The sequence below is a fragment of the Pseudoalteromonas sp. McH1-7 genome (assembly GCF_013366255.1).
GTDB classification, from domain to species: Bacteria; Pseudomonadota; Gammaproteobacteria; order Enterobacterales; family Alteromonadaceae; genus Pseudoalteromonas; species Pseudoalteromonas peptidolytica.
On sequence record NZ_JABWPQ010000012.1, the window covers coordinates 109,076 to 127,330 of the forward strand.

Below are 18,255 nucleotides of genomic sequence, written 5' to 3' on the forward strand. Positions count from 1 at the left end.
TGCTACCTTTTATTGTCTCTTAGGATCAAACAAAATGGGTATCACAGCCCACTTTTCAAGCATACCATCCGAACTAATCGTTGTAAGCACGTTACTATCAGAGAGGTGGAAGTCATAAACGGTACTGCCACCGCTTCGTTGTGCGATTGGCCAGCTTATGATCTCTGTTCCAGATACAAGTTCCCATAACGAGATATAGGCTTTGGATGAGGTTGTTAACAAAAACTCATCGCTAGCTAGAAATTGGGCACCGCGAAAAAACTTGAAGCGTTGAGGGTAGGAGAGTGATAAAACAGGCTCGCCAGAACGAGTATCAATGAGCTCCTGTGCTTGGAGGGCGTCTGAAACAAACAGTCTATTTTCATTTTGTGATAAAGCTAAACTGGTAATTCGGTGAGGAAGCGCATAGTCTATCGTGATTTCTTTACTCTGTAATTCAAGCCTTTTAGCATGACCATCTAAAGAGGCAGAGTAGAGAGAGGTTAAACTCCGATTAAAAATCAAATGTGTGACGCTGCTTTCATGAAGGTGTATTTTCGTGATGGTTTGTTTATCTAAACTCAACAGCAGTACGCTGCCGTCATTGTAGCCAAGGGCAATAAGCTGCTCATCGCTGGACCACTGTGCCTTCGTAATACGAATAAATGAGTCAAATTCAGGTAATGAATAGCTTACTACCTCGTTCGTGTGTAATTGCCAGATGTTGAGTTGCGTGTCTGAAATACTAACAACACTTCGCTTGCTCGGCGCTATCAAAGCGTCACGAAAAGTAAGTTGGTATTTACTGCCTTCAATCTGTTTCATGAGCTGTTGGCTTTGGTTATCCCACACTTGTAGTAAATGATCGTCAATAAGTAGTAAGGTTAATGCTGCATCATGAGAGAGCGTCGCAAGATTAACAGGTAATTGAGTTAACTGTACCTGTGTTATCGGTTCTATAGCCTGCTTTTTGCTGCATCCAGTTAGAATAAGCAAAGCAATCATACATATACAAAAATAACGTCTCATTCTGTGCTCTTTCCGCTTTTCTCTTTTTTATCAAGGGTAGTCTTAACCATAACCTGAGCTTAAGGCAATTAAAGTCTCTTTAGCTAGCAATGCGTGCAGGTGTCTGGGTGCAAGAGCAGCGTGCTCTACAAAATTCGCTTATCTAGAATAAGACAATCATTTAACGTGATTGTAAAAAAATGAGTTAACTTATTTTATCCCACTCTCAGATTACGTAAATAAATGGCCACTTCACTTAGCAAGCTGGCTATAAAAGTTGTGTAACGCGCACTTGCTAATTTGAGTGCCAAAAATGGCTTGTGCTCGATTACCGTATCGGCTTATGGTAGCTGCTCATTAGTATTTTTCTGGAGTTTATCGTGAAAGGATTATTGGGATTAGTACTATTAGCTGCAATTTGGGGGGGCTCTTTTTTATTTATGAAGCTAGCCGCGAGCGAGCTAGGACCCGCTGTACTGATTGAATTTAGGGTGATATTAGGTGCGGTTACACTGAGTGTGGTGGCATTACTGCTGAAGCGCAATTTGCATTTTTGGCGCTATAAAAAACATTTTCTAATCTTAGGCATGTTCAATTCAGCAATCCCTTTTATGTTGTTTGCATATGCTGTGCAAACGCTTGATGCGTCAATGGTATCTATCTTAAATTCAACTGCGCCATTTTGGGGAGTGGTAATTGGAGCATTATGGTTAAAAGTGCCAACGCATAAGTCGGTATGGATGGGGTGTGGGTTTGGCCTTGCCGGTGTTGTTACGTTAGTGGGGTTTGATAGCGCAGTAATCAAAGAAGGTGCATGGTTGCCTATTTTAGCGGCATTGTGTGCGACACTAAGCTATGCGGGCGCATCGCACTACACAAAACGTGCACCACAGATGACTTCATTTAATCATGCTCATGGCAATTTGTGGGGAGCTGCCATATTTGTTTTACCTTTCATATTCTTTATGCCGATAAGAGAAACTCCCAACTCAACCGTGATAAGTGCGGTCGTTGGGCTTGGTATTATTTGCACAGGGATTGCGTATATTTTGTATTTCAAGCTTGTAGAAGAGTTAGGCGCGGCTTCGGCGCTATCAGTGACCTTTCTGATCCCGGTTTTTGGCATTTTATGGGGACATCTATTTCTTGATGAAAAAATAGGTATAAACACGATTTTAGGCAGCGTATTAGTGCTAGTTGGTGTGAGTTTAGTAACAGGGCTGCATGAAAAGCTGTTTACGTTAAAGAGGTTAAAAGCATCATAGTTGCTCCAAGATACAGTGATGTTAGCAATACTACGATGTTTTTATACATATTCAATTTAAGGCTTTAGCCGCGTTAAGCGTTTTTTAGCTTATACCAATTTTCTTAATTAAGTGGTCTATTTTGAGGCGAGAAAATCTTGTCGATAACAGGACGCGGGAGCGGTGTTATTCCCAAAACTGTCTGGCTAGGGAAAGGTATAATTTAATGTGGTATTAAATAGCAAAGTTTACAGGGGGAAGAGTGAGCGATAGCTGGAAACGATAAAAGGGCCTAAAAGGCCCTTTGGTGAAGTATCGTTCAAGTTAGTATGGTCACTTTAACCCCTTAAAGCAACCAACCAATTGTTTTGCAACTGCGGCTTATCTCAATAAGTTTCTAAGCTAGCGAGAGGAAGAAACCTGCAATTGCTGCACTCATGAGGTTAGCCATAGACCCTGCTAACACTGCTCTGAGCCCTAGGCGAGCGATATCCTTTCTACGACTGGGAGCCATACCCCCGAGTCCGCCTAGTAAGATGGCAATCGACGATAAGTTAGCAAATCCACATAAAGCAAATGTGACAATCGCTTGAGTGTGTGTGCTCAACGTATCGCGATAATTCATATAATCTAGGTAGGCAACAAACTCGTTTACTACCAATTTTTGGCCGATAAAACTACCTGCCGTTACAGCTTCCGACCAAGGTACCCCAAGTAGCCAAGCGACAGGGGCAAAGACGTAGCCTAAAATTTCTTGTAGCGTCAGTGTTGGGTAATCAAAGATTCCCCCAATACTACCTAATAAACCATTGAGTAAGGCAATTAGCGCTACAAATGCAAGTAGCATTGCACCTACGTTTAGTGCTAAGTGCATACCACTTGATGCACCAGATGCTGCTGCATCAATTACATTAACAGGTTTATCTTCGCCACTATCAACATCTGATAAATTTTCATGTGGCTTTTCGGTTTCTGGCACAATCATTTTTGCCATTAAGAAACCACCCGGTGCCGCCATAAAGCTTGCTGCTATTAGGTATTTAAGTTCAACACCAATCGCAACATAACCAGCCATTACCGAGCCGGCGACTGTTGCTAAACCGCCCACCATGACTGCAAACAATTCTGACTGCGTCATTTTTGGGATAAACGGTTTTACGATTAGAGGCGCTTCCGTTTGACCAACAAAGATGTTTGCTGTAGCGGAAAGCGACTCAGGTCGTGACGTTTGCAACAGCTTTTGTAAGCCGCCACCTAAAATCTTAATAATCCAATTCATTATGCCAAGGTGATACAACACAGCCACAAGTGCTGAGAAGAACACGATTACCGGCAATACTTGAATTGCAAAAATAAATCCTAGCGAGTCTTGTTGAGCCAAAGGGCCAAATAAAAAGCCAATGCCATCATTAGCATAGCTGATTACCTTTGCAACCGCGCTAGACATTGAAGCTAAAACGTTTTTGCCTGCTTCAATAAAGAGTACAAAGCCGCCTATTAAGACTTGCAGTAAAAATGCGACGCCTACGGTGCGCTTATTAATAGCACTGCGGTTAGTCGAACACGCAAATGCTACACCCAGGAGCATCATCATACCCACTAGGCTCATAATTGTTGTCATGCCAATTTCCCGTTATTCTTGTAGCAAATATTTTATTTTACTTTTTATAATATCAATCGCAACGCGATTCATACCACCACGGGTCACAACCAAGTCGGCATTATGCTTGGATGGCTCGATAAACTGATAAAACATCGGTCTTACCGTTGCCTGATATTGTTCTACCACAGATGACAAACTTCTTCCTCTGTGCTCTATATCCCTTTGCATGCGACGCAGCAAACAAATATCCAAAGGTGTATCAATGAACACCTTTATATCAAACTCTTCACTTAATGCAGGATCACTTAACAATAAAATACCCTCAACGATTAGTATCTTTGCAGGATTAACTATTCGGGTTTTATCGCTACGTGTATGCTGTCCGTAATCGTAGGTAGGAACCTCTACAGATTCACCTTGGCGAAGCTTTGTTAAATGCTCGCGTAACAGCTCGTGTTCAAACGCATCAGGATGGTCATAATTCGTTTGAGTACGATGCTCTATAGGTAAATGCGATTGATCTTTATAATAGGCGTCCTCTTCGATTACCGCGATAGCGCCTGAGGCAAGCTCATTCACTAATTCGTTGTAAATCGTTTGACTAAAAAGAGACTTACCAGACGCAGATGCGCCAGCTATGGCTATAATAGTTCGTGTCACTAAAGTTCACACCCAGCAGTTGTTTATGTTGGAAGATCACAATAGCAAAAAAGACACGATTAATCTCTTTTGCCTCGCTTAATGAGCAAATTTAACGGGTTTGGCGGACTCAAAACAGGACTTATGTCCGCTGAAGGCAATTGATTGAAATTTGCAAGATCGCAACTTTTCGTGAATTTTGTGACTATTTTATGACAGCGGACTTATGTCCTGTACGATTTTTTTAACCAAACATAAAGTAACCAACGCTTACGGTAACCATGTATTTAAGAATAAATAACAGCCTAAGCAGTATAGAGAGGTATCTATGGCAAGAGCAATCATATTAATGGCGGATAGCCTAGGCATTGGCGCAGCACCAGACGCAGAACAGTTTGGTGACCTAGGTGCTAATACTCTCGCACATTTATTGCAGGCATATAGTGAAGAAAAAGGTGAAGCACTCGATTTACCTAATCTTTCTAAACTAGGTCTAATCGCAGCATGTGAAGCTGCGGGTAAAGAAACCTGCATCGTTGCACAAAATATCGAGCCAAGTGCAGCTTGGGGATATGCAAAAGAATTATCAAGTGGTAAAGACACACCGTCTGGCCACTGGGAAATGGCAGGGGTACCTGTATTGTTTGATTGGGGTTACTTTCCAAATACTAACCCATGTTTCCCGCAAGAGTTTATAGATGAGTTGTGCAAGCGTGCGGAAATCCCAGGTATTTTAGGGAACTGCTACGCGTCGGGCACCACTATTTTAGAGCAGCTGGGTGAAGAACATATGCAAACTGGTAAGCCAATTTGCTACACCTCAGTTGATAGCGTCTTTCAAATAGCCGCTCATGAGCAATCTTTTGGCCTTGACAAGCTTTATCAAGTATGTGAAATCGCACGGGCACTGCTTGATGAAATGAATATAGGACGAGTGATTGCGCGGCCATTTATAGGCACTTCAAGTGCCGACTTTATTCGTACCGGTAACCGTAGAGATTACTCCGTGTTACCACCTTCGCCAACAGTGTTGGATAAGCTAGCCAACGACGGCGGCGAAGTAATTAGCATTGGTAAAATTGCAGATATCTACGCACATCAAGGGATAACGCAAAAGCATAAAGCCCCTGGTTTGTTGAATCTACTAGCAAAAACAAGCGAAGTGATGGACTCTGCACCGGAGCACAGCCTTATTTTCACCAACTTGGTCGACTTCGACGAAAAGTTTGGTCATCGCAGGAATGCAGTAGGTTACGCTGAAGCATTAGCTCAGTTTGATGCTTTTTTACCAGAGATTATTGCCAAATTAAAAGTAGATGATTTGCTTTTAATTACTGCCGATCACGGTTGTGACCCAACTGCTGAAGGCACAGATCATACGCGTGAATACGTGCCTGTATTGGCATATACACCGGGTATGAACAATACTCCGTTAGGAGAGAGACAAAGTTTTGCTGACATAGGTCAAACGCTTGCCCAGTGGTTTGATTTAGACGCAACACAGTACGGTGAAGGCTTTAAGGCCGAAATAAAAGCCTAACTAAAGGAAACAATATGAGCACTCCACACATTAGCGCAAAGCCAGGTGATTTTGCAGAAACGGTATTAATGCCGGGTGATCCATTAAGAGCAAAATACATTGCAGAAAACTTCTTGGAAGATGCTCGTCAGGTAACTGACGTTCGCAACATGTTTGGTTTTACAGGTACTTATAATGGTAAGCCAGTCAGCATCATGGGCTCAGGCATGGGCATTCCGTCTATGTCAATTTACGCACGTGAGCTTATAGTTAGCTTCGGCGTTAAGAACCTTATCCGTATCGGTACATGTGGTGGAATTAGCCAAGACATTAAGATCCGCGATGTTATTTTTGCCCAAGGCGCAAGTACAGATTCAAACGTGAACCGTGCTCGCGTACGTGGCTATGATTTTGCTGCTATCTCTGATTTTGGTCTTTTGGAAAATGGTGTAAATGCCGCGCGTCGTTTAGGTATTGATGCAAAAATTGGTAATGTATTCACGACAGATACTTTCTATCAAGCGGATAGCGAATTTTATAAAGAATTAGACAAGCTAGGTGTAATGGCCGTTGATATGGAAACGGCGGGCCTATATGGTGTTGCGGCTGAGTATGGTGCAAAAGCAATGGCATTATTCACTGTAAGTGATCATGTTATTACTGGTGAAGCAACACCACCTGAAGAACGTCAAAGTACGTTCAATGAAATGGTAAAAATTGCGCTAGAGTCAATTTAATACAATTTAAAAAGTTCCTTGGTAACGTAATCGCAGAGTTTTGGAGACACGCCTAAAACAAAGCGAATCACACCCAAAAAAGCCGCTCCTAGCGGCTTTTTTTTTGATCATCATTCTTTGATGTATTGAAAATTAGCCCGCACAAGATAAAGGTGGTAGAGTTTTAAGTAAGCCACTTTGTTTCATACAAATTAATACCAATTTGACTTAATACTTGCTCAATTTGAAGGAGTAAACCTGACGCTAACAGCGTTAAAAATTTCTTATTTAGAACAACTAAATAGCAAAACTTTTGCCTTGCCTACATATATGTAGGTAACTTAGCGATAGTAGGACGCGGTAGCGGAGGTATCGACAAGATTTTCGCGCCTTATAATAGACCACTTAATAAAGATAATTGATATAAACTGGTTTGAGTTAGGAGTAGTGACGATGCTCGCTATAGTTCTTTTTACTTTGATGACAAATAGTGGGGTTGGGCTGGATTGGGTTAGCCTTAACTCGCTAGTTAAAAATAAACCAGGTGAAGCAATACAAGCATACCAAATTGCACTCTCGCGAGACGATCTCACTCTACGTGACTACTATCGGCTTCATAGCCTTGCCATTCGTGCGGGGGCAATTACATTTAATAATTCAGTGTTGTTAACGGCACTGGAAGCGTTAAAAAATAAAGATTTTAATGCACTCATCGAGGAAAATAAAGTCAAACTACTCGCCAATATTGGCGTCGCTTATCGCTATCGCGAACAAAATCAACAGGCCATTTGGCACTATCGGTGCGCAATGAATGAGGCGACTAGCTCGCAGTATAAAGCGGCACTTAAAGTGAATATTGCCATTGCCTATACGCGAATCAATCAGCCTTCTCTTGGTTATAGCTTGCTTAAAAACATAGAAAAAAGATTCCTTCCAGATTACATGCGGGCAGGACTTGCAACTGCACTTGGGAATATTACGTTTGCACTAGGTGAGTCTGAAGAGGCGCTACGCTATTTTCAAGAAGCAGCAAAACAATATCGAGATGATGAAAATTATAAAGCAATGAGGCAAGTAAGTGTAAACAGCCTCGGAATACATCTCTTAAATGAAGACTTTGCTAGCTATCACAAAGTTTTGGCAGAAGTTGAGCTAGATGATGAGTTGATGAGCGCCAAGCAGCACTACCTATCTTGGCTTACTGAGTTAGAGCGCCTGTTAAAGCAAGGTAGCAATAAACCAAATTTGAATACGCCAGATATTATGAAAGCTTATGCGTTGGGTGCTGCAAAAGAGGATTACGCAGCGATGGTCAATGCCCATATTGATAAGTTTTCTCTCTCAATACCTAAAGTCGATGCACAGATTGTGGTTAAGGAGCCATTACCAATTGAACTGGGCAAGCCGTGGTGTTTAAACCTTTGACAAACGCCTGTTTTTTGCCATGGTTATGTTATTGCTTTTTATTGGTGAATAGCTACTTTTGGAGAAATCATGTCACAGTGGGTAAAAGGAGAGGTGATCGACATTGTTCATTGGACACAAACGCTTTTTAGTATTCGATTTAGAGCAGATATCGCGCCTTTTAAGGCCGGTCAGTACACTAAGCTAAGTTTAGTTGAACACGGCGTTCGAACGTCCAGAGCCTACTCTTTTGTGAACTCTCCATCAGAATCAACTCATGAAGTTCTGGTTGTAAGTGTACCTGAAGGCAACCTGTCCCCTGCGTTACATCAGCTCAAAGCTGGGGACTTCATTGAGGTCTCTCATAAGGCCAATGGATTTTTTACCCTAGATGAATTACCGCCATGCGATACACTATGGATGATCTGCACAGGTACAGCCATTGGACCATTTTTGTCTATGTTGGATGACGGTGAAATATGGCAACGGGTAAAACAAGTGCACCTCATTCATGGCGTTAGACTCAATGCTGACTTGTGCTACCGAGCAAAGCTAGAGCAACTGCAAGCGCAAAGAGGTGAGTTTACTTATATCCCTTTAGTAACGCGAGAGCAACCTGAAGTGGGTTATCAGGGACGAGTTACGGAGCTTGTGGAAAACAAGCAATTATTAGCGCATTTTGGTTATTTACACTTCCCAGACAAAAGCCATTTTATGCTGTGCGGTAATCCCGATATGGTAAAACAACTCAGTGCTCAGTTACAGAAGATGGGTTTTGAACGTCATAGGCGGGCAAAGCCCGGTCAGATCACTGTCGAGCAATACTGGTAATAGCAATGCAGACTAGGTTTATCTTTTTGGTATATCTGACACTGGTATCTTGTAGCGTTATTGCCGTCCCAAAAGTCATCAAAGTCGTAGATGCAGCGAAAGAGAATGGAACGCCCCAGAATCAATACTTTCTGTCGGTTTTACGCTTGGCCCTAGATAAATCACAGCATAGATATGGCGAATACTGGTTGGAGCGCATCGACTTACCAATCAACCAGTCTCGACAGTTTAAAGAGTTAATTAAGCACAACATTGATGTATTTTGGACTGTCTCTACAGCTGCAAGGGATGGGCAAGCACAGCCTGTAGCTATCCCAATTGCATTTGGCAGTTTTGGTATTAGGGTATTGGTCAAAAATGTCGCTGATAAGGCCAAGCTAAATACACATTTGTCCTTATCGGAGTTGCAAAAGTTCAAGGTCTTATTAGGTAAAGACTGGCCTGATGTTGAGATTTTCGAAAAGTCAGGTTTTACAGTCGAAACGTGTATGGACGGCCTCACCTGCTATCGAGTGCTTACAAATAGTACCGGCAGGGTCTTTCCGAGGGGAATAATTGAAGTAATACCCGAAATAAGGTCTTTTGGAGATCAACGACTTAGCTACAATGGAAAGAATCTATTGCTCTACCCGTCTACAGTGTACTTCTACGTCAATAAGGAAGATAACAACCTTCACCGTTGCTTGGAATACGGCTTAACCCAAGCGCTTAAAGATGGCTCATTAGCTGCACTTTTCTATGAAAGTAGCTTGATGGATGAACTAAAAAAGCACTTTAATCTGCAAAGTGCTTCGGTCCATCAAATAGGTAATCCTTTGATCAAGTCAAAAAAGCAGCTCGAGACAGTGACTCAATTACAAACCGAGCTGCTAAAACACCTTAACTATTCACCAGCTCGTTAAAGCTTTGGTTGTCTGCAAGGCTAGCAAAAGCTGGTTCATGTTGTAACTCATTCTTTAAGTTCGGTGCATACTCAAGCGCCATACGAATATCAGCCATTGCATCTGCATGTTGATAGAGCATGGCGTATGCACAAGCCCGTTGCCAGTAGGCATAGCCGTAATCGCTGTCGATTTCTAATGCCTGATTACATAGGTCGATAGCGGTGTTAGTTTGCCCAAGCTCCAATAGCGCATCGGCTTTGTAAGCAATAGCCTCAACATCTTCGGGCTTACGGTTGAGGATCTCATCGTAAATTTCAATCTTAGAATTCATATCACTTTCTAGGTTTGCTCGCATCCAAAGTGAGTGTACTTCGTTGGTGATTGAAATTTTCTTTTGATTATTGAGGATCTCCTCAGAGCGCTCACGTAGCTTTTCTTCTAATACTTGTAGGCGCTTTTCGTATTCATCGGTAATAGTACCTACACGCTGACTAACAATATCTTCAACTTTACTTTTTATGTCTCTAAATGATGACCATCCAACGACCACTAAAATTGAAGCAGCTGCGGTTATAAGAAAGAGCACGTTATTAATGGTGTCGGTGGTATAAGTGATAGCACGATCAGCGGTATCTAATTGTGAATGGCTGATTTTTTTTTCAATGTCAGCTCTAAGACGCATTTGATCTTCTCTTACCGCTTTTAGCTCATCAAGGATGTAACGCTCGATTAATGGACGGTACATGGGTTCTTGTAATTGGCTTAAAGCCTGTTGTTGTTGGTTTTCTGATGGCTTGTTCTGTGAGGACTGCTCCGAAGCTGAAGAAGTCAAACTAAAAGCGGCAAGAAAAATAAATAGTACTATGCTTTTCATATTAATAATCTAAAAATTATATTTTGCAATATGTTGCATGAGTTAAATAGGAATTGCAAAAGCTTAACTGAGAAAGCCGCTTGGCGTTGTCCTTTTTTTGTAATGTGGCCTTTATTGCTGATATTACTATTAAGTGGTGTAAGTTATGCCAACACTTTGCTTGTGGTGACTGAGGAGTGGCGTCCCTACAACTATACCAATGATGAGGGAGTCATTGTTGGTAGAGCGACCGACAAAGTACGTGAAGTGCTGTCGATGGCAGGGGTTAACTATGAAATAAAAAGCTTTCCGTGGATCCGCGCAATGGAGACGGCAAAGAGTAGGCCGAACACCTTGATTTATACCATCTACCGCACGACGCAGCGTGAGGAAGACTACGAATGGGCGTGTCCCTTGATCCGTCCCGTGCCGATGTATTTTTTTAAACTGAAATCTAGAAAAGATATTAAGGTTACTCAACTTGAAGACGCGAAAAACTACACTTCGGCAGTGGTCAAAGGCAGTATTTATCATGAATTTTTGCTTAAAAATGGCTTTGTAGCTGGTAAACATTTGATAGTTTCTGCGGAGCCTACTAGTTTTTACAAGCCATTCTTTAGAGGACGTATCGATCTTGTTATGTCAACGGAGTACTTGATGGGGGAGGCGCTTGCTGCCGCTGACATGGAATACGAAGATGTTGAACTGTTAGTAGAAGTAACAAAAGCGAATCAACAACGCGGCTGTATGGCTTTTAATAAACAAACCGACCCGCTGATAATTAAAAAAGTTCGAAGGGCATTGGCTGAGCATAATAATAAATTTGTTGGCCCATAGTCATTACCTTGTTATTTGCAGCCAACGTATGAGTTATGTGCTGTATTTTTTATTGAAGTTTAAAAACCTTGCCTCCGTTTAATAGATGATGAAATGAGGTGCAGCTTAAACGAGTCAAGTTGGGGGTGCTGAATAGTTATGAATATTGTTAAAACCATCTCAAAGCCTGAAAATGCCAAAGCCTTGGTTGTCTTAGTTGGATTGATAATGCTTGGCCGGTCTTTTTATTATTTTCTGATTGATGACTCGAACCTGATCATTTGTACGAGGCTTCAATGTATGCAACCACAAGCTTCGATTTTACAAGTATTTAGAATGGAAATACCGATGTTCGTTATGACCATTATCTGGCCTATTGTATTTGCTGCGCTGAATTTAATAAATGACAAAGTACGTATCGCTCATCAAATGTTTTACACAATAATAGGTATACACTTTCTATCTTGTTTATTAGCTGCCGCTACTGTGTATAGGTTTGGAAATATTGGTGAAGGGGTTTACCTTGATGACACTTTTAGTTCTGTTATTGCAGTCGTAACGCTAACACTATTGTCATCAAGCTGTGCGATATATTTGTTCAGGAAGAAACTTCGTTTATTTGAGTGACAGGGAGTAACACGAAAAAAGAGAAACGCGCACCGTTGGTGCGCGTATTCAGTGCCATCGTGAAGGGGGGTTATCCTAATAGCCCGAGGGCTGTTCAAACCCTTCATGATAGTAAACGAAGGGTGACAGAAAAAAGATCAATTATTTTTTAAATTTTTGCAGCTTGTTGAACTACTATTGCGTGACGCTTTGCAAGACGCTGATGATTTTTGTCGTAGCCACCGCCAATTACGGTGGCTACGGGAATACCATGTTTATGGCACAACCCTAAAACCAGCGCATCTCGCTTTGCAATGCCAAGCCAAGATATATCGAGTTTTCCAAGGCTATCTCCTTGCCAAACATCGACCCCTGCATCATAAAAAACAATATCAGGGTTAAGGTCCAGCAGCAAAGACTCTAGCGTGTTCGCTACGATATCGAGGTAGCGGCTATCTGTTAAACCAATATCTAACCCTATATCTAAGTCACTTTGGTGTTTACGAAATGGAAAATTCTTTTCACAGTGAATTGAGCAGGTGAATACGTACGGGTTGTGCTTCAGCATAGCTGCTGTGCCATCGCCTTGGTGAACATCTAAATCAAAAATGAGTGCATTGGTGATCTTTTGTGTGTTGATAAGCTCTGTTGCGGCAAAAGCAAGGTCATTTACCATACAAAAGCCAGAACCAAAATCGAAATGTGCGTGATGTGTGCCTCCTGCAAGATGGCAAGCTGTACCGTATTGCAATGCTAACTCTGCTGTTTTCAGTGTGCCAAGTGGCGCAGTAAAGGTACGTGCCATCAGTGCATCTGACCACGGTAAGCCAATTCTTCGCATTGCCTTTGGGTCAAGTCGATTATGCCACAAGTCCCAAAGGTACTGTTCACAATGCACCAACTCAAGAGGCGATGGCGAGCCAAGCTCTGGCTCATAGACATTATTTTGTATTAGCCCTAGTGTCTTGAGCTCTTGATATAGACGTGCAAACTTACTCATCACAAAGCGATGTTGCGGATCAAAGTTAAATGAGTAATTGGGGTGGTAAACCAGCGGTAAGTTTGGGTTGTTCAAAAAAAGCTCAGGAAAAGTTACAAATAGGTATGTTAACCATTGTATTAGCGAACGGCGCTATTTTGAAGCATGGGAAGACACAAATCGTATGGACTGACATACTGCCACGTCTTCGTACTGTCCGTTTGAGTAAGCAAATAGAAGCATAGTTACCTCACTCTAGTTAGTAATTCTCCTCTCCAAATCCCAGCTCTTTTGCTTTTAATGTTGCTTGTGTCCGGTCTCGAACTTGCAACTTTGATAGCAAACAAGATACGGAGTTTCGGATAGTACCTTCCGCTTTATATAAGGTGTTGGCTATTTCTTTATTAGAATAGCCTTTGGCAATTAGCTGTAATATATCTCGCTCGCGGGTGGTCAGTTTGTCTAACGTGAGATCTGGCTTTTCCATTGTCTCAGCCAACTCTTCTTGAACAATAATCTCACCTTGATGAACTTGTCGGACAGCGGCGATTAACTCTTCTAATTCTATATCTTTGAGTAAACAGCCTTTGGCGCCAAGCGCCATAGCTTGTTTCAGCTTGGTAGTGTCATTAAACGTGGTGAGAATAATCACTTTAAAATTCACGTTGAAATTATCTAATGCGCTCAGTACATCAACACCATCTAAAGTAGGCATGCGCATATCCAAAAGAACAATATCGGTATTGATCTTATGCTGTCGTACTAGCTGTAAAAACTCGTCGCCACTGCCGCAGTGACCTGCACACACGATGTTATCACTAAGTGACAGCAATGCTCGCATTCCCTGTCGTACAAGCGCTTGGTCGTCGACCAGGTACACCGAAATTTTAGTCATTAGTCGCCCCAAATTGGATAGTTAATGTGACACCTTGTTTGGTTACAACCAACAGGCTGCCACCAAGCTCTTCAATCCGCTCTTGCATACCGACTAATCCATTACCAAAACGTATACTGTTAAGTGTGATACCATTATCACTGATCTTTATGGTTAACCCATTGTGGTTATATACGGCCACCTGCATTTTGTCAGCTTTTGCATGTTTTAATGTATTGGTAATCGCTTCTTGGCAGCACTTTAAAACACAGTTTGCATAACTCAGCTTTTCAAGTAATGGATGATGTTCGTAATCAAGTTCGATGTTCAATCTAGGTATAGATTCAGTTAGTTTGATGAGGGCATCGTATAAATCTATATGCTCATTGCTACGTTTATCACTTACTAGGTCACGAATACACGTAAGTGTCTCTCTGGCTTGCTGGTAACAACTATCAAGCAACTCGTTCAGCGGCTGCGCAGCGGTTCGACGTGCAACGTCTAAGTTGACAATGAGGCTGGTAATTTGGTGTCCAACATCGTCATGTAACTCACGCGCAAGTTGTAACCTTTCTTGCTTAGCAATACTTTGGCTGAGTAGAGACTGGGTTGCAGAAAGCTGACTATGCGCCAGTTGTAGCGCTTCTTTAGCCTCTTGCTCTTTTTGCATTCGCTTGCACACAACAAAAGCAAAAAGTTGAAAGCATGCAAACAACACGGCATTTAAGTATTCAAATCCATTGTGCCAAAAGAAGTGCTGCGAAACGACGTAAAAGCACGATGTAAATATAATGTAGCTAAGTGCAAAGCTAAGGGGCACATAGAATGCCAGTATACCGACAACTTTTACATTATAAATGAGATGGATGGCAGCAGGCGAAGTGATACTGATAGACTGGATCAGTATTGCAAGTACAACGAGCATTGCATATCTTGCCTTATATCCATAGTGCTTTTCAGATTCGTTGATACATAATAATACCAATAGCAGTATTGCGATATGCTGAAACCAAGGCAGCCACTGAACACTTTGCTTTACATACGTTAAGCTCGGTATAGCAACCGCTAGCCAAGTGACAAGCGTTGTTATTAGCCAAGAAGTTGGGTAGCGAAAAAAGCCAGGCATCTAGTTACTCCTACCCAACAGCTGTTATTGGGTATCGTTATTCCTTTATCACTCAATAAATTACCCTATCAAATAAATATGACGCTGTGATGATGACGAATGTCACAACTTTTACCTTATGAATAAAATTGCAATATTTGTGACATCCCTAATCCTGCTCTATCTTTATGTAATAATCTTTTCATAATTAGGGATACGTGCGATGAAAAGTGTCAAAGCAAAACTGATCATAGCAGTCACGGTTGGGTTAGCGGTGATGTTAGTCGGGGCCATGATTACCGTTTTTACGATGAAACAGGTTTCCGAGCAATATGATGAACTTATCGACAATGAGTTGACGGCCAGAGAGCAGATTAATTTAGTGCTGGATGACTTTAAAACTCAAGTACAAGAATGGAAAAATGTACTAATTCGAGGTAGTGATCCTGCTTTATTAGATAAATATTGGACAAGATTTGAAGCGAAAGAGCGTAACGTTCAGTCACAGGTGGACACAATTTTATCGCGCTACACATTGCCACAGTCTCTTCAAGATAAGCTTAAAAGCTACCAAGAGGAGCATCTCATATTAGGACAAAAGTATCGTGAGTCTTTTGCTGTATTTAAACAATCAGGGTTTGATACTCAACTAGCAGATCGCCTTGTTCAAGGAATTGACAGAAAAGCAAGTGCTCACTTACTTGAAATAAACAAACAGATCAACACCCTTGTTGAAGAACGTACAGCCGTGACTGTAGCGACGAAGCATCAGGTGATCCTGTTAAGCACGATCGGCTCTATTATAAGCGCATTGCTGACTTTAGCGCTGTTGACATGGTATATGCAGCGTTTAATTACGCGACCAATTCATCATGCTTCTGTTGTTGCTAAAGCTATTGCACAGGGACGACTCGACAATGAGGTTGAAGTTCACAGTGACGACGAAATTGGTAACTTACTACTCAACCTGCGGCAAATGCAAACTAACCTACTTGACGCGACTAAAAAACTAGAATTACAAGCTCGAGAAAATCAAAGGATCCGTTATGCGCTCGACAATGTAGCGGCTCCTGTGATGCTATGTGATGACCACAATCAAGTTATTTATGTAAACCGTCAATGTGAGGCTTTATTCCAGCGCTATCAAGCACAACTAGAGTTACCACCGCAAGTAGTACACAGCGCGATTCCCAGTGCATTACTCCATAGCTCAGATGCCCTTGCGCAAGCCGCCGGGTCGCTAGTAAAGCAACTGGAGTGGGAATGGTGTGTTGACACCGTCATTATTGCAGCGACGGCCAACCCGGTCACTGATCAAAATGGTGTGTTGCTTGGAACCGTGTTTGAATTTGCAGATTTGAGTCAAGTAAGACGCGCCGAAAAACAAGTTGAACAGCTTATTCAATCAGCATCTGATGGCAAGCTGTCTGAACGTGTGAATTTGGAAGGCTATGTCGGTTCAATGAAGCTGATTGCCAATGGTTTAAATAAACTGCTTGATGCAGTAGAGCAACCTATAAAACAAACAAAACAGCACCTCATCGCACTTTCTAAAGGAGAGATCCCTGAGCAAGTTAATACGCAATTTAAAGGCGAGTTTGCCCAGATCCATACCGCATTAGAACATGCAACGGCATCCCTATCGCTACTGATTGAAGATACGTATAGCTTGGTTGCAGCAGCAGGCAAAGGAGCCTTATCTACACGTGTTGATGAAACCAAGCATCAAGGTGAATTTAGAAAAATTATCCGTGGTGTTAATGAAACATTAGATGCGGTATCAAAGCCCGTAGCATTGACGAGTGACTACCTAGAAAGTATAGCAAATGGCCAACTTCCAGAGCTAAATAAAGCTGGCTACAAGGGCGAATTTGAGCGTATTTATCAAAGCTTGGTGCGTAGTATTGATGCGATTGAGAAAATGCTGACAGATGCAGAGAAACTTGCAGAAGCTGCCAGCGAGGGGGATTTACATCATCGAGCAAAGGCTGATACACATCAGGGCGCTTATGCCAGCATAATTTTGGCGATGAATAAGACCTTAGACTCCATTGAAGCACCACTAACTGAGTGTATGAATGTGATGGACGGCCTGTCGCAGGGAAATTTAACACGACAAGTCGAGCAAAGTTACAGTGGAGATTTTGCCTTGCTGAAACAGTCTGTGAATACCAGTGTTGCGAATTTGGCAGATATGATCCAAAAACTGATTGCGATGGCTGAGTCGATCACTGTTTCAGTTCAGCAGATCACCACAGGTATCGAAGAGCTAAGTGAGCGCTCATCTTCACAGGCTGCTTCTATTGAAGAAACACGTGTATCTGTGGGAGAAATCACCGAAACCGTACATTCTAATGCGAGTAATGCACAATCAGCGAACCAACTTGCAATTTCGGTTAATCAACAAGCAAAACAAGGTGGAGAAGTGGTCGAAGCGACGATTGGGTCAATGGCAGAAATCACGAAAAGTGCGAGCGAAATCCTTACGGTGATAGAGGTTATTGATTCAATTGCTTTTCAAACCAATTTGTTGGCGCTTAATGCGTCTGTTGAAGCTGCAAGAGCTGGAGAAAAAGGCAAAGGGTTTGCAGTAGTAGCTGCTGAAGTGAGGAATTTAGCATTACGCAGCGCAAGTGCCTCAAAAGACATTTCAAAGCTTTTGAGCGATAGTACCAGCAAGGTGAAGCAAGGCTCGAAATTGGCTTCAGAGTCAGGCAAAACCTTGAAAACCATAGTTGAAAATGTCTATGGTTTAGCCTCACAAGTGCAAACAATAGCAGAAGCTTGTGATACACAATCTTCTGGCATTGAGCAAATCAACCTTGCAATTAAGCAAATTGATGGCATTACACAGCAAAATAATACATTGGTTGAGATGACCAACGCCTCAGGACTTTCTTTACTGAGTAAAGCGAATGAGCTTCGCGATATGGTTGAGCAGTTTGATATTGGGAAATCCAAAACCGAATTAATAAAATGTGTGGGCTAACAAGACCTTATACCAATTTGACTTAATACTTGCTCAATTTGAAGGAGGAAATTTGACGCTAACAGCGTTAAAAATTTCTTATTTAGAACAACTAAATAGCAAAATTTTTGCCTGGTTATCGACAAAATTTTCTCGCCTCAAAATAGACCACTTAATTAAGAAAACTGGTATTACCAATAAGACAGTTTGTCTTTGATAAAGTCTTT

General features: G+C 41.9%; 17 protein-coding genes. 10 read left to right on the forward strand and 7 right to left on the reverse strand.

The annotated features are described in order from the left end of the window. Nucleotides 1-9 precede the first annotated feature (9 nt). Complete coding sequence (locus HUZ36_RS10480) at nucleotides 10-1,008, reverse strand: WD40 repeat domain-containing protein (RefSeq protein WP_176032799.1); 999 nt, start codon at nucleotides 1,006-1,008, stop codon at nucleotides 10-12. A gap of 359 nt (nucleotides 1,009-1,367) precedes the next feature. Here HUZ36_RS10480 and HUZ36_RS10485 point away from each other — a divergent pair, with 359 nt between their 5' ends. Then, nucleotides 1,368-2,252, forward strand: a complete 885-nt coding sequence (locus tag HUZ36_RS10485) for a DMT family transporter (RefSeq protein ID WP_147391399.1) — start codon at nucleotides 1,368-1,370, stop codon at nucleotides 2,250-2,252. A 376-nt stretch (nucleotides 2,253-2,628) separates the two neighbouring features. Here the strand turns inward: HUZ36_RS10485 and HUZ36_RS10490 are convergent, their stop codons facing one another. Next, on the reverse strand, nucleotides 2,629-3,852 hold the full coding sequence (locus HUZ36_RS10490) for a NupC/NupG family nucleoside CNT transporter (protein ID WP_125251830.1): 1,224 nt from the start codon (nucleotides 3,850-3,852) through the stop codon (nucleotides 2,629-2,631). 12 nt (nucleotides 3,853-3,864) lie between these two features. Next, the gene (udk, locus tag HUZ36_RS10495; RefSeq protein ID WP_125251829.1) at nucleotides 3,865-4,494 is read right to left on the reverse strand and encodes a uridine kinase; all 630 of its coding nucleotides are present in this window, start codon (nucleotides 4,492-4,494) and stop codon (nucleotides 3,865-3,867) included. 307 nt (nucleotides 4,495-4,801) lie between these two features. Here udk and HUZ36_RS10500 point away from each other — a divergent pair, with 307 nt between their 5' ends. The 5 genes from HUZ36_RS10500 to HUZ36_RS10520 all read left to right on the forward strand — a co-directional run bounded on the left by HUZ36_RS10500 (nucleotide 4,802) and on the right by HUZ36_RS10520 (nucleotide 9,845). Beyond that, nucleotides 4,802-6,013, forward strand: a complete 1,212-nt coding sequence (locus HUZ36_RS10500) for a phosphopentomutase (RefSeq protein WP_176032800.1) — start codon at nucleotides 4,802-4,804, stop codon at nucleotides 6,011-6,013. Nucleotides 6,014-6,027: 14 nt separating this feature from the next. Next, entirely contained in the window at nucleotides 6,028-6,729 is a 702-nt protein-coding gene (gene deoD / locus HUZ36_RS10505; RefSeq protein WP_125251827.1) for a purine-nucleoside phosphorylase, read from the forward strand. A 432-nt stretch (nucleotides 6,730-7,161) separates the two neighbouring features. Beyond that, on the forward strand, nucleotides 7,162-8,133 hold the full coding sequence (locus HUZ36_RS10510; protein ID WP_217704653.1) for a hypothetical protein: 972 nt from the start codon (nucleotides 7,162-7,164) through the stop codon (nucleotides 8,131-8,133). A 69-nt stretch (nucleotides 8,134-8,202) separates the two neighbouring features. Further along, nucleotides 8,203-8,943, forward strand: a complete 741-nt coding sequence (locus tag HUZ36_RS10515) for a ferredoxin--NADP reductase (protein ID WP_176032802.1) — start codon at nucleotides 8,203-8,205, stop codon at nucleotides 8,941-8,943. 5 nt (nucleotides 8,944-8,948) lie between these two features. Beyond that, a complete protein-coding gene (locus HUZ36_RS10520) occupies nucleotides 8,949-9,845 on the forward strand; it encodes a hypothetical protein (protein ID WP_176032803.1) in 897 nt (298 codons plus the stop codon). Here the strand turns inward: HUZ36_RS10520 and HUZ36_RS10525 are convergent. Continuing rightward, a complete protein-coding gene (locus tag HUZ36_RS10525) occupies nucleotides 9,823-10,701 on the reverse strand; it encodes a TPR end-of-group domain-containing protein (protein ID WP_147391047.1) in 879 nt (292 codons plus the stop codon). The genes HUZ36_RS10520 and HUZ36_RS10525 overlap by 23 nt on opposite strands. A gap of 114 nt (nucleotides 10,702-10,815) precedes the next feature. On the opposite strand from HUZ36_RS10525, the gene HUZ36_RS10530 reads away from it, so the two are divergent. Further along, the gene (locus HUZ36_RS10530) at nucleotides 10,816-11,517 is read left to right on the forward strand and encodes a substrate-binding periplasmic protein (protein WP_252095683.1); all 702 of its coding nucleotides are present in this window, start codon (nucleotides 10,816-10,818) and stop codon (nucleotides 11,515-11,517) included. Between the two features lie 138 nt (nucleotides 11,518-11,655). Then, nucleotides 11,656-12,123, forward strand: a complete 468-nt coding sequence (locus tag HUZ36_RS10535; protein ID WP_147391049.1) for a hypothetical protein — start codon at nucleotides 11,656-11,658, stop codon at nucleotides 12,121-12,123. 148 nt (nucleotides 12,124-12,271) lie between these two features. Here the strand turns inward: HUZ36_RS10535 and HUZ36_RS10540 are convergent, their stop codons facing one another. After that, nucleotides 12,272-13,177 carry a histone deacetylase family protein gene (locus tag HUZ36_RS10540; RefSeq protein WP_147391050.1) on the reverse strand — a complete coding sequence of 302 codons (906 nt, stop codon included), beginning with the start codon at nucleotides 13,175-13,177 and terminating at the stop codon, nucleotides 12,272-12,274. Here HUZ36_RS10540 and HUZ36_RS10545 point away from each other — a divergent pair. Next, nucleotides 13,132-13,326, forward strand: a complete 195-nt coding sequence (locus HUZ36_RS10545; protein WP_170178628.1) for a hypothetical protein — start codon at nucleotides 13,132-13,134, stop codon at nucleotides 13,324-13,326. The two genes, HUZ36_RS10540 and HUZ36_RS10545, sit on opposite strands and share 46 nt — an antisense overlap. A 14-nt stretch (nucleotides 13,327-13,340) precedes the next feature. Here the strand turns inward: HUZ36_RS10545 and HUZ36_RS10550 are convergent, their stop codons facing one another. Together HUZ36_RS10550 and HUZ36_RS10555 are read right to left on the reverse strand one after the other, a co-directional pair. Further along, nucleotides 13,341-13,976 carry a response regulator gene (locus tag HUZ36_RS10550; RefSeq protein ID WP_176032805.1) on the reverse strand — a complete coding sequence of 212 codons (636 nt, stop codon included), beginning with the start codon at nucleotides 13,974-13,976 and terminating at the stop codon, nucleotides 13,341-13,343. Then, complete coding sequence (locus tag HUZ36_RS10555) at nucleotides 13,969-15,081, reverse strand: sensor histidine kinase (protein ID WP_128729835.1); 1,113 nt, start codon at nucleotides 15,079-15,081, stop codon at nucleotides 13,969-13,971. The genes HUZ36_RS10550 and HUZ36_RS10555 overlap by 8 nt, the downstream gene beginning before the upstream one ends. A gap of 202 nt (nucleotides 15,082-15,283) precedes the next feature. Between HUZ36_RS10555 and HUZ36_RS10560 the strand changes: the two genes are divergently transcribed. After that, on the forward strand, nucleotides 15,284-18,049 hold the full coding sequence (locus HUZ36_RS10560; protein ID WP_176032806.1) for a methyl-accepting chemotaxis protein: 2,766 nt from the start codon (nucleotides 15,284-15,286) through the stop codon (nucleotides 18,047-18,049). Nucleotides 18,050-18,255 lie beyond the last annotated feature (206 nt).

Bases quoted from the DNA above. Each gene is read 5' to 3' on its own strand.
- HUZ36_RS10480 (WP_176032799.1), bottom strand. From the start codon at position 1,008: ATGAGACGTTATTTTTGTATATGTATGATTGCTTTGCTTATTCTAACT.
- HUZ36_RS10490 (WP_125251830.1), bottom strand. From the start codon at position 3,852: ATGACAACAATTATGAGCCTAGTGGGTATGATGATGCTCCTGGGTGTA.
- HUZ36_RS10500 (WP_176032800.1), top strand. From the start codon at position 4,802: ATGGCAAGAGCAATCATATTAATGGCGGATAGCCTAGGCATTGGCGCA.
- deoD (WP_125251827.1), top strand. From the start codon at position 6,028: ATGAGCACTCCACACATTAGCGCAAAGCCAGGTGATTTTGCAGAAACG.
- HUZ36_RS10510 (WP_217704653.1), top strand. From the start codon at position 7,162: ATGCTCGCTATAGTTCTTTTTACTTTGATGACAAATAGTGGGGTTGGG.
- HUZ36_RS10515 (WP_176032802.1), top strand. From the start codon at position 8,203: ATGTCACAGTGGGTAAAAGGAGAGGTGATCGACATTGTTCATTGGACA.
- HUZ36_RS10520 (WP_176032803.1), top strand. From the start codon at position 8,949: ATGCAGACTAGGTTTATCTTTTTGGTATATCTGACACTGGTATCTTGT.
- HUZ36_RS10525 (WP_147391047.1), bottom strand. From the start codon at position 10,701: ATGAAAAGCATAGTACTATTTATTTTTCTTGCCGCTTTTAGTTTGACT.
- HUZ36_RS10535 (WP_147391049.1), top strand. From the start codon at position 11,656: ATGAATATTGTTAAAACCATCTCAAAGCCTGAAAATGCCAAAGCCTTG.
- HUZ36_RS10545 (WP_170178628.1), top strand. From the start codon at position 13,132: ATGAGTAATTGGGGTGGTAAACCAGCGGTAAGTTTGGGTTGTTCAAAA.
- HUZ36_RS10550 (WP_176032805.1), bottom strand. From the start codon at position 13,976: ATGACTAAAATTTCGGTGTACCTGGTCGACGACCAAGCGCTTGTACGA.
- HUZ36_RS10555 (WP_128729835.1), bottom strand. From the start codon at position 15,081: ATGCCTGGCTTTTTTCGCTACCCAACTTCTTGGCTAATAACAACGCTT.
- HUZ36_RS10560 (WP_176032806.1), top strand. From the start codon at position 15,284: ATGAAAAGTGTCAAAGCAAAACTGATCATAGCAGTCACGGTTGGGTTA.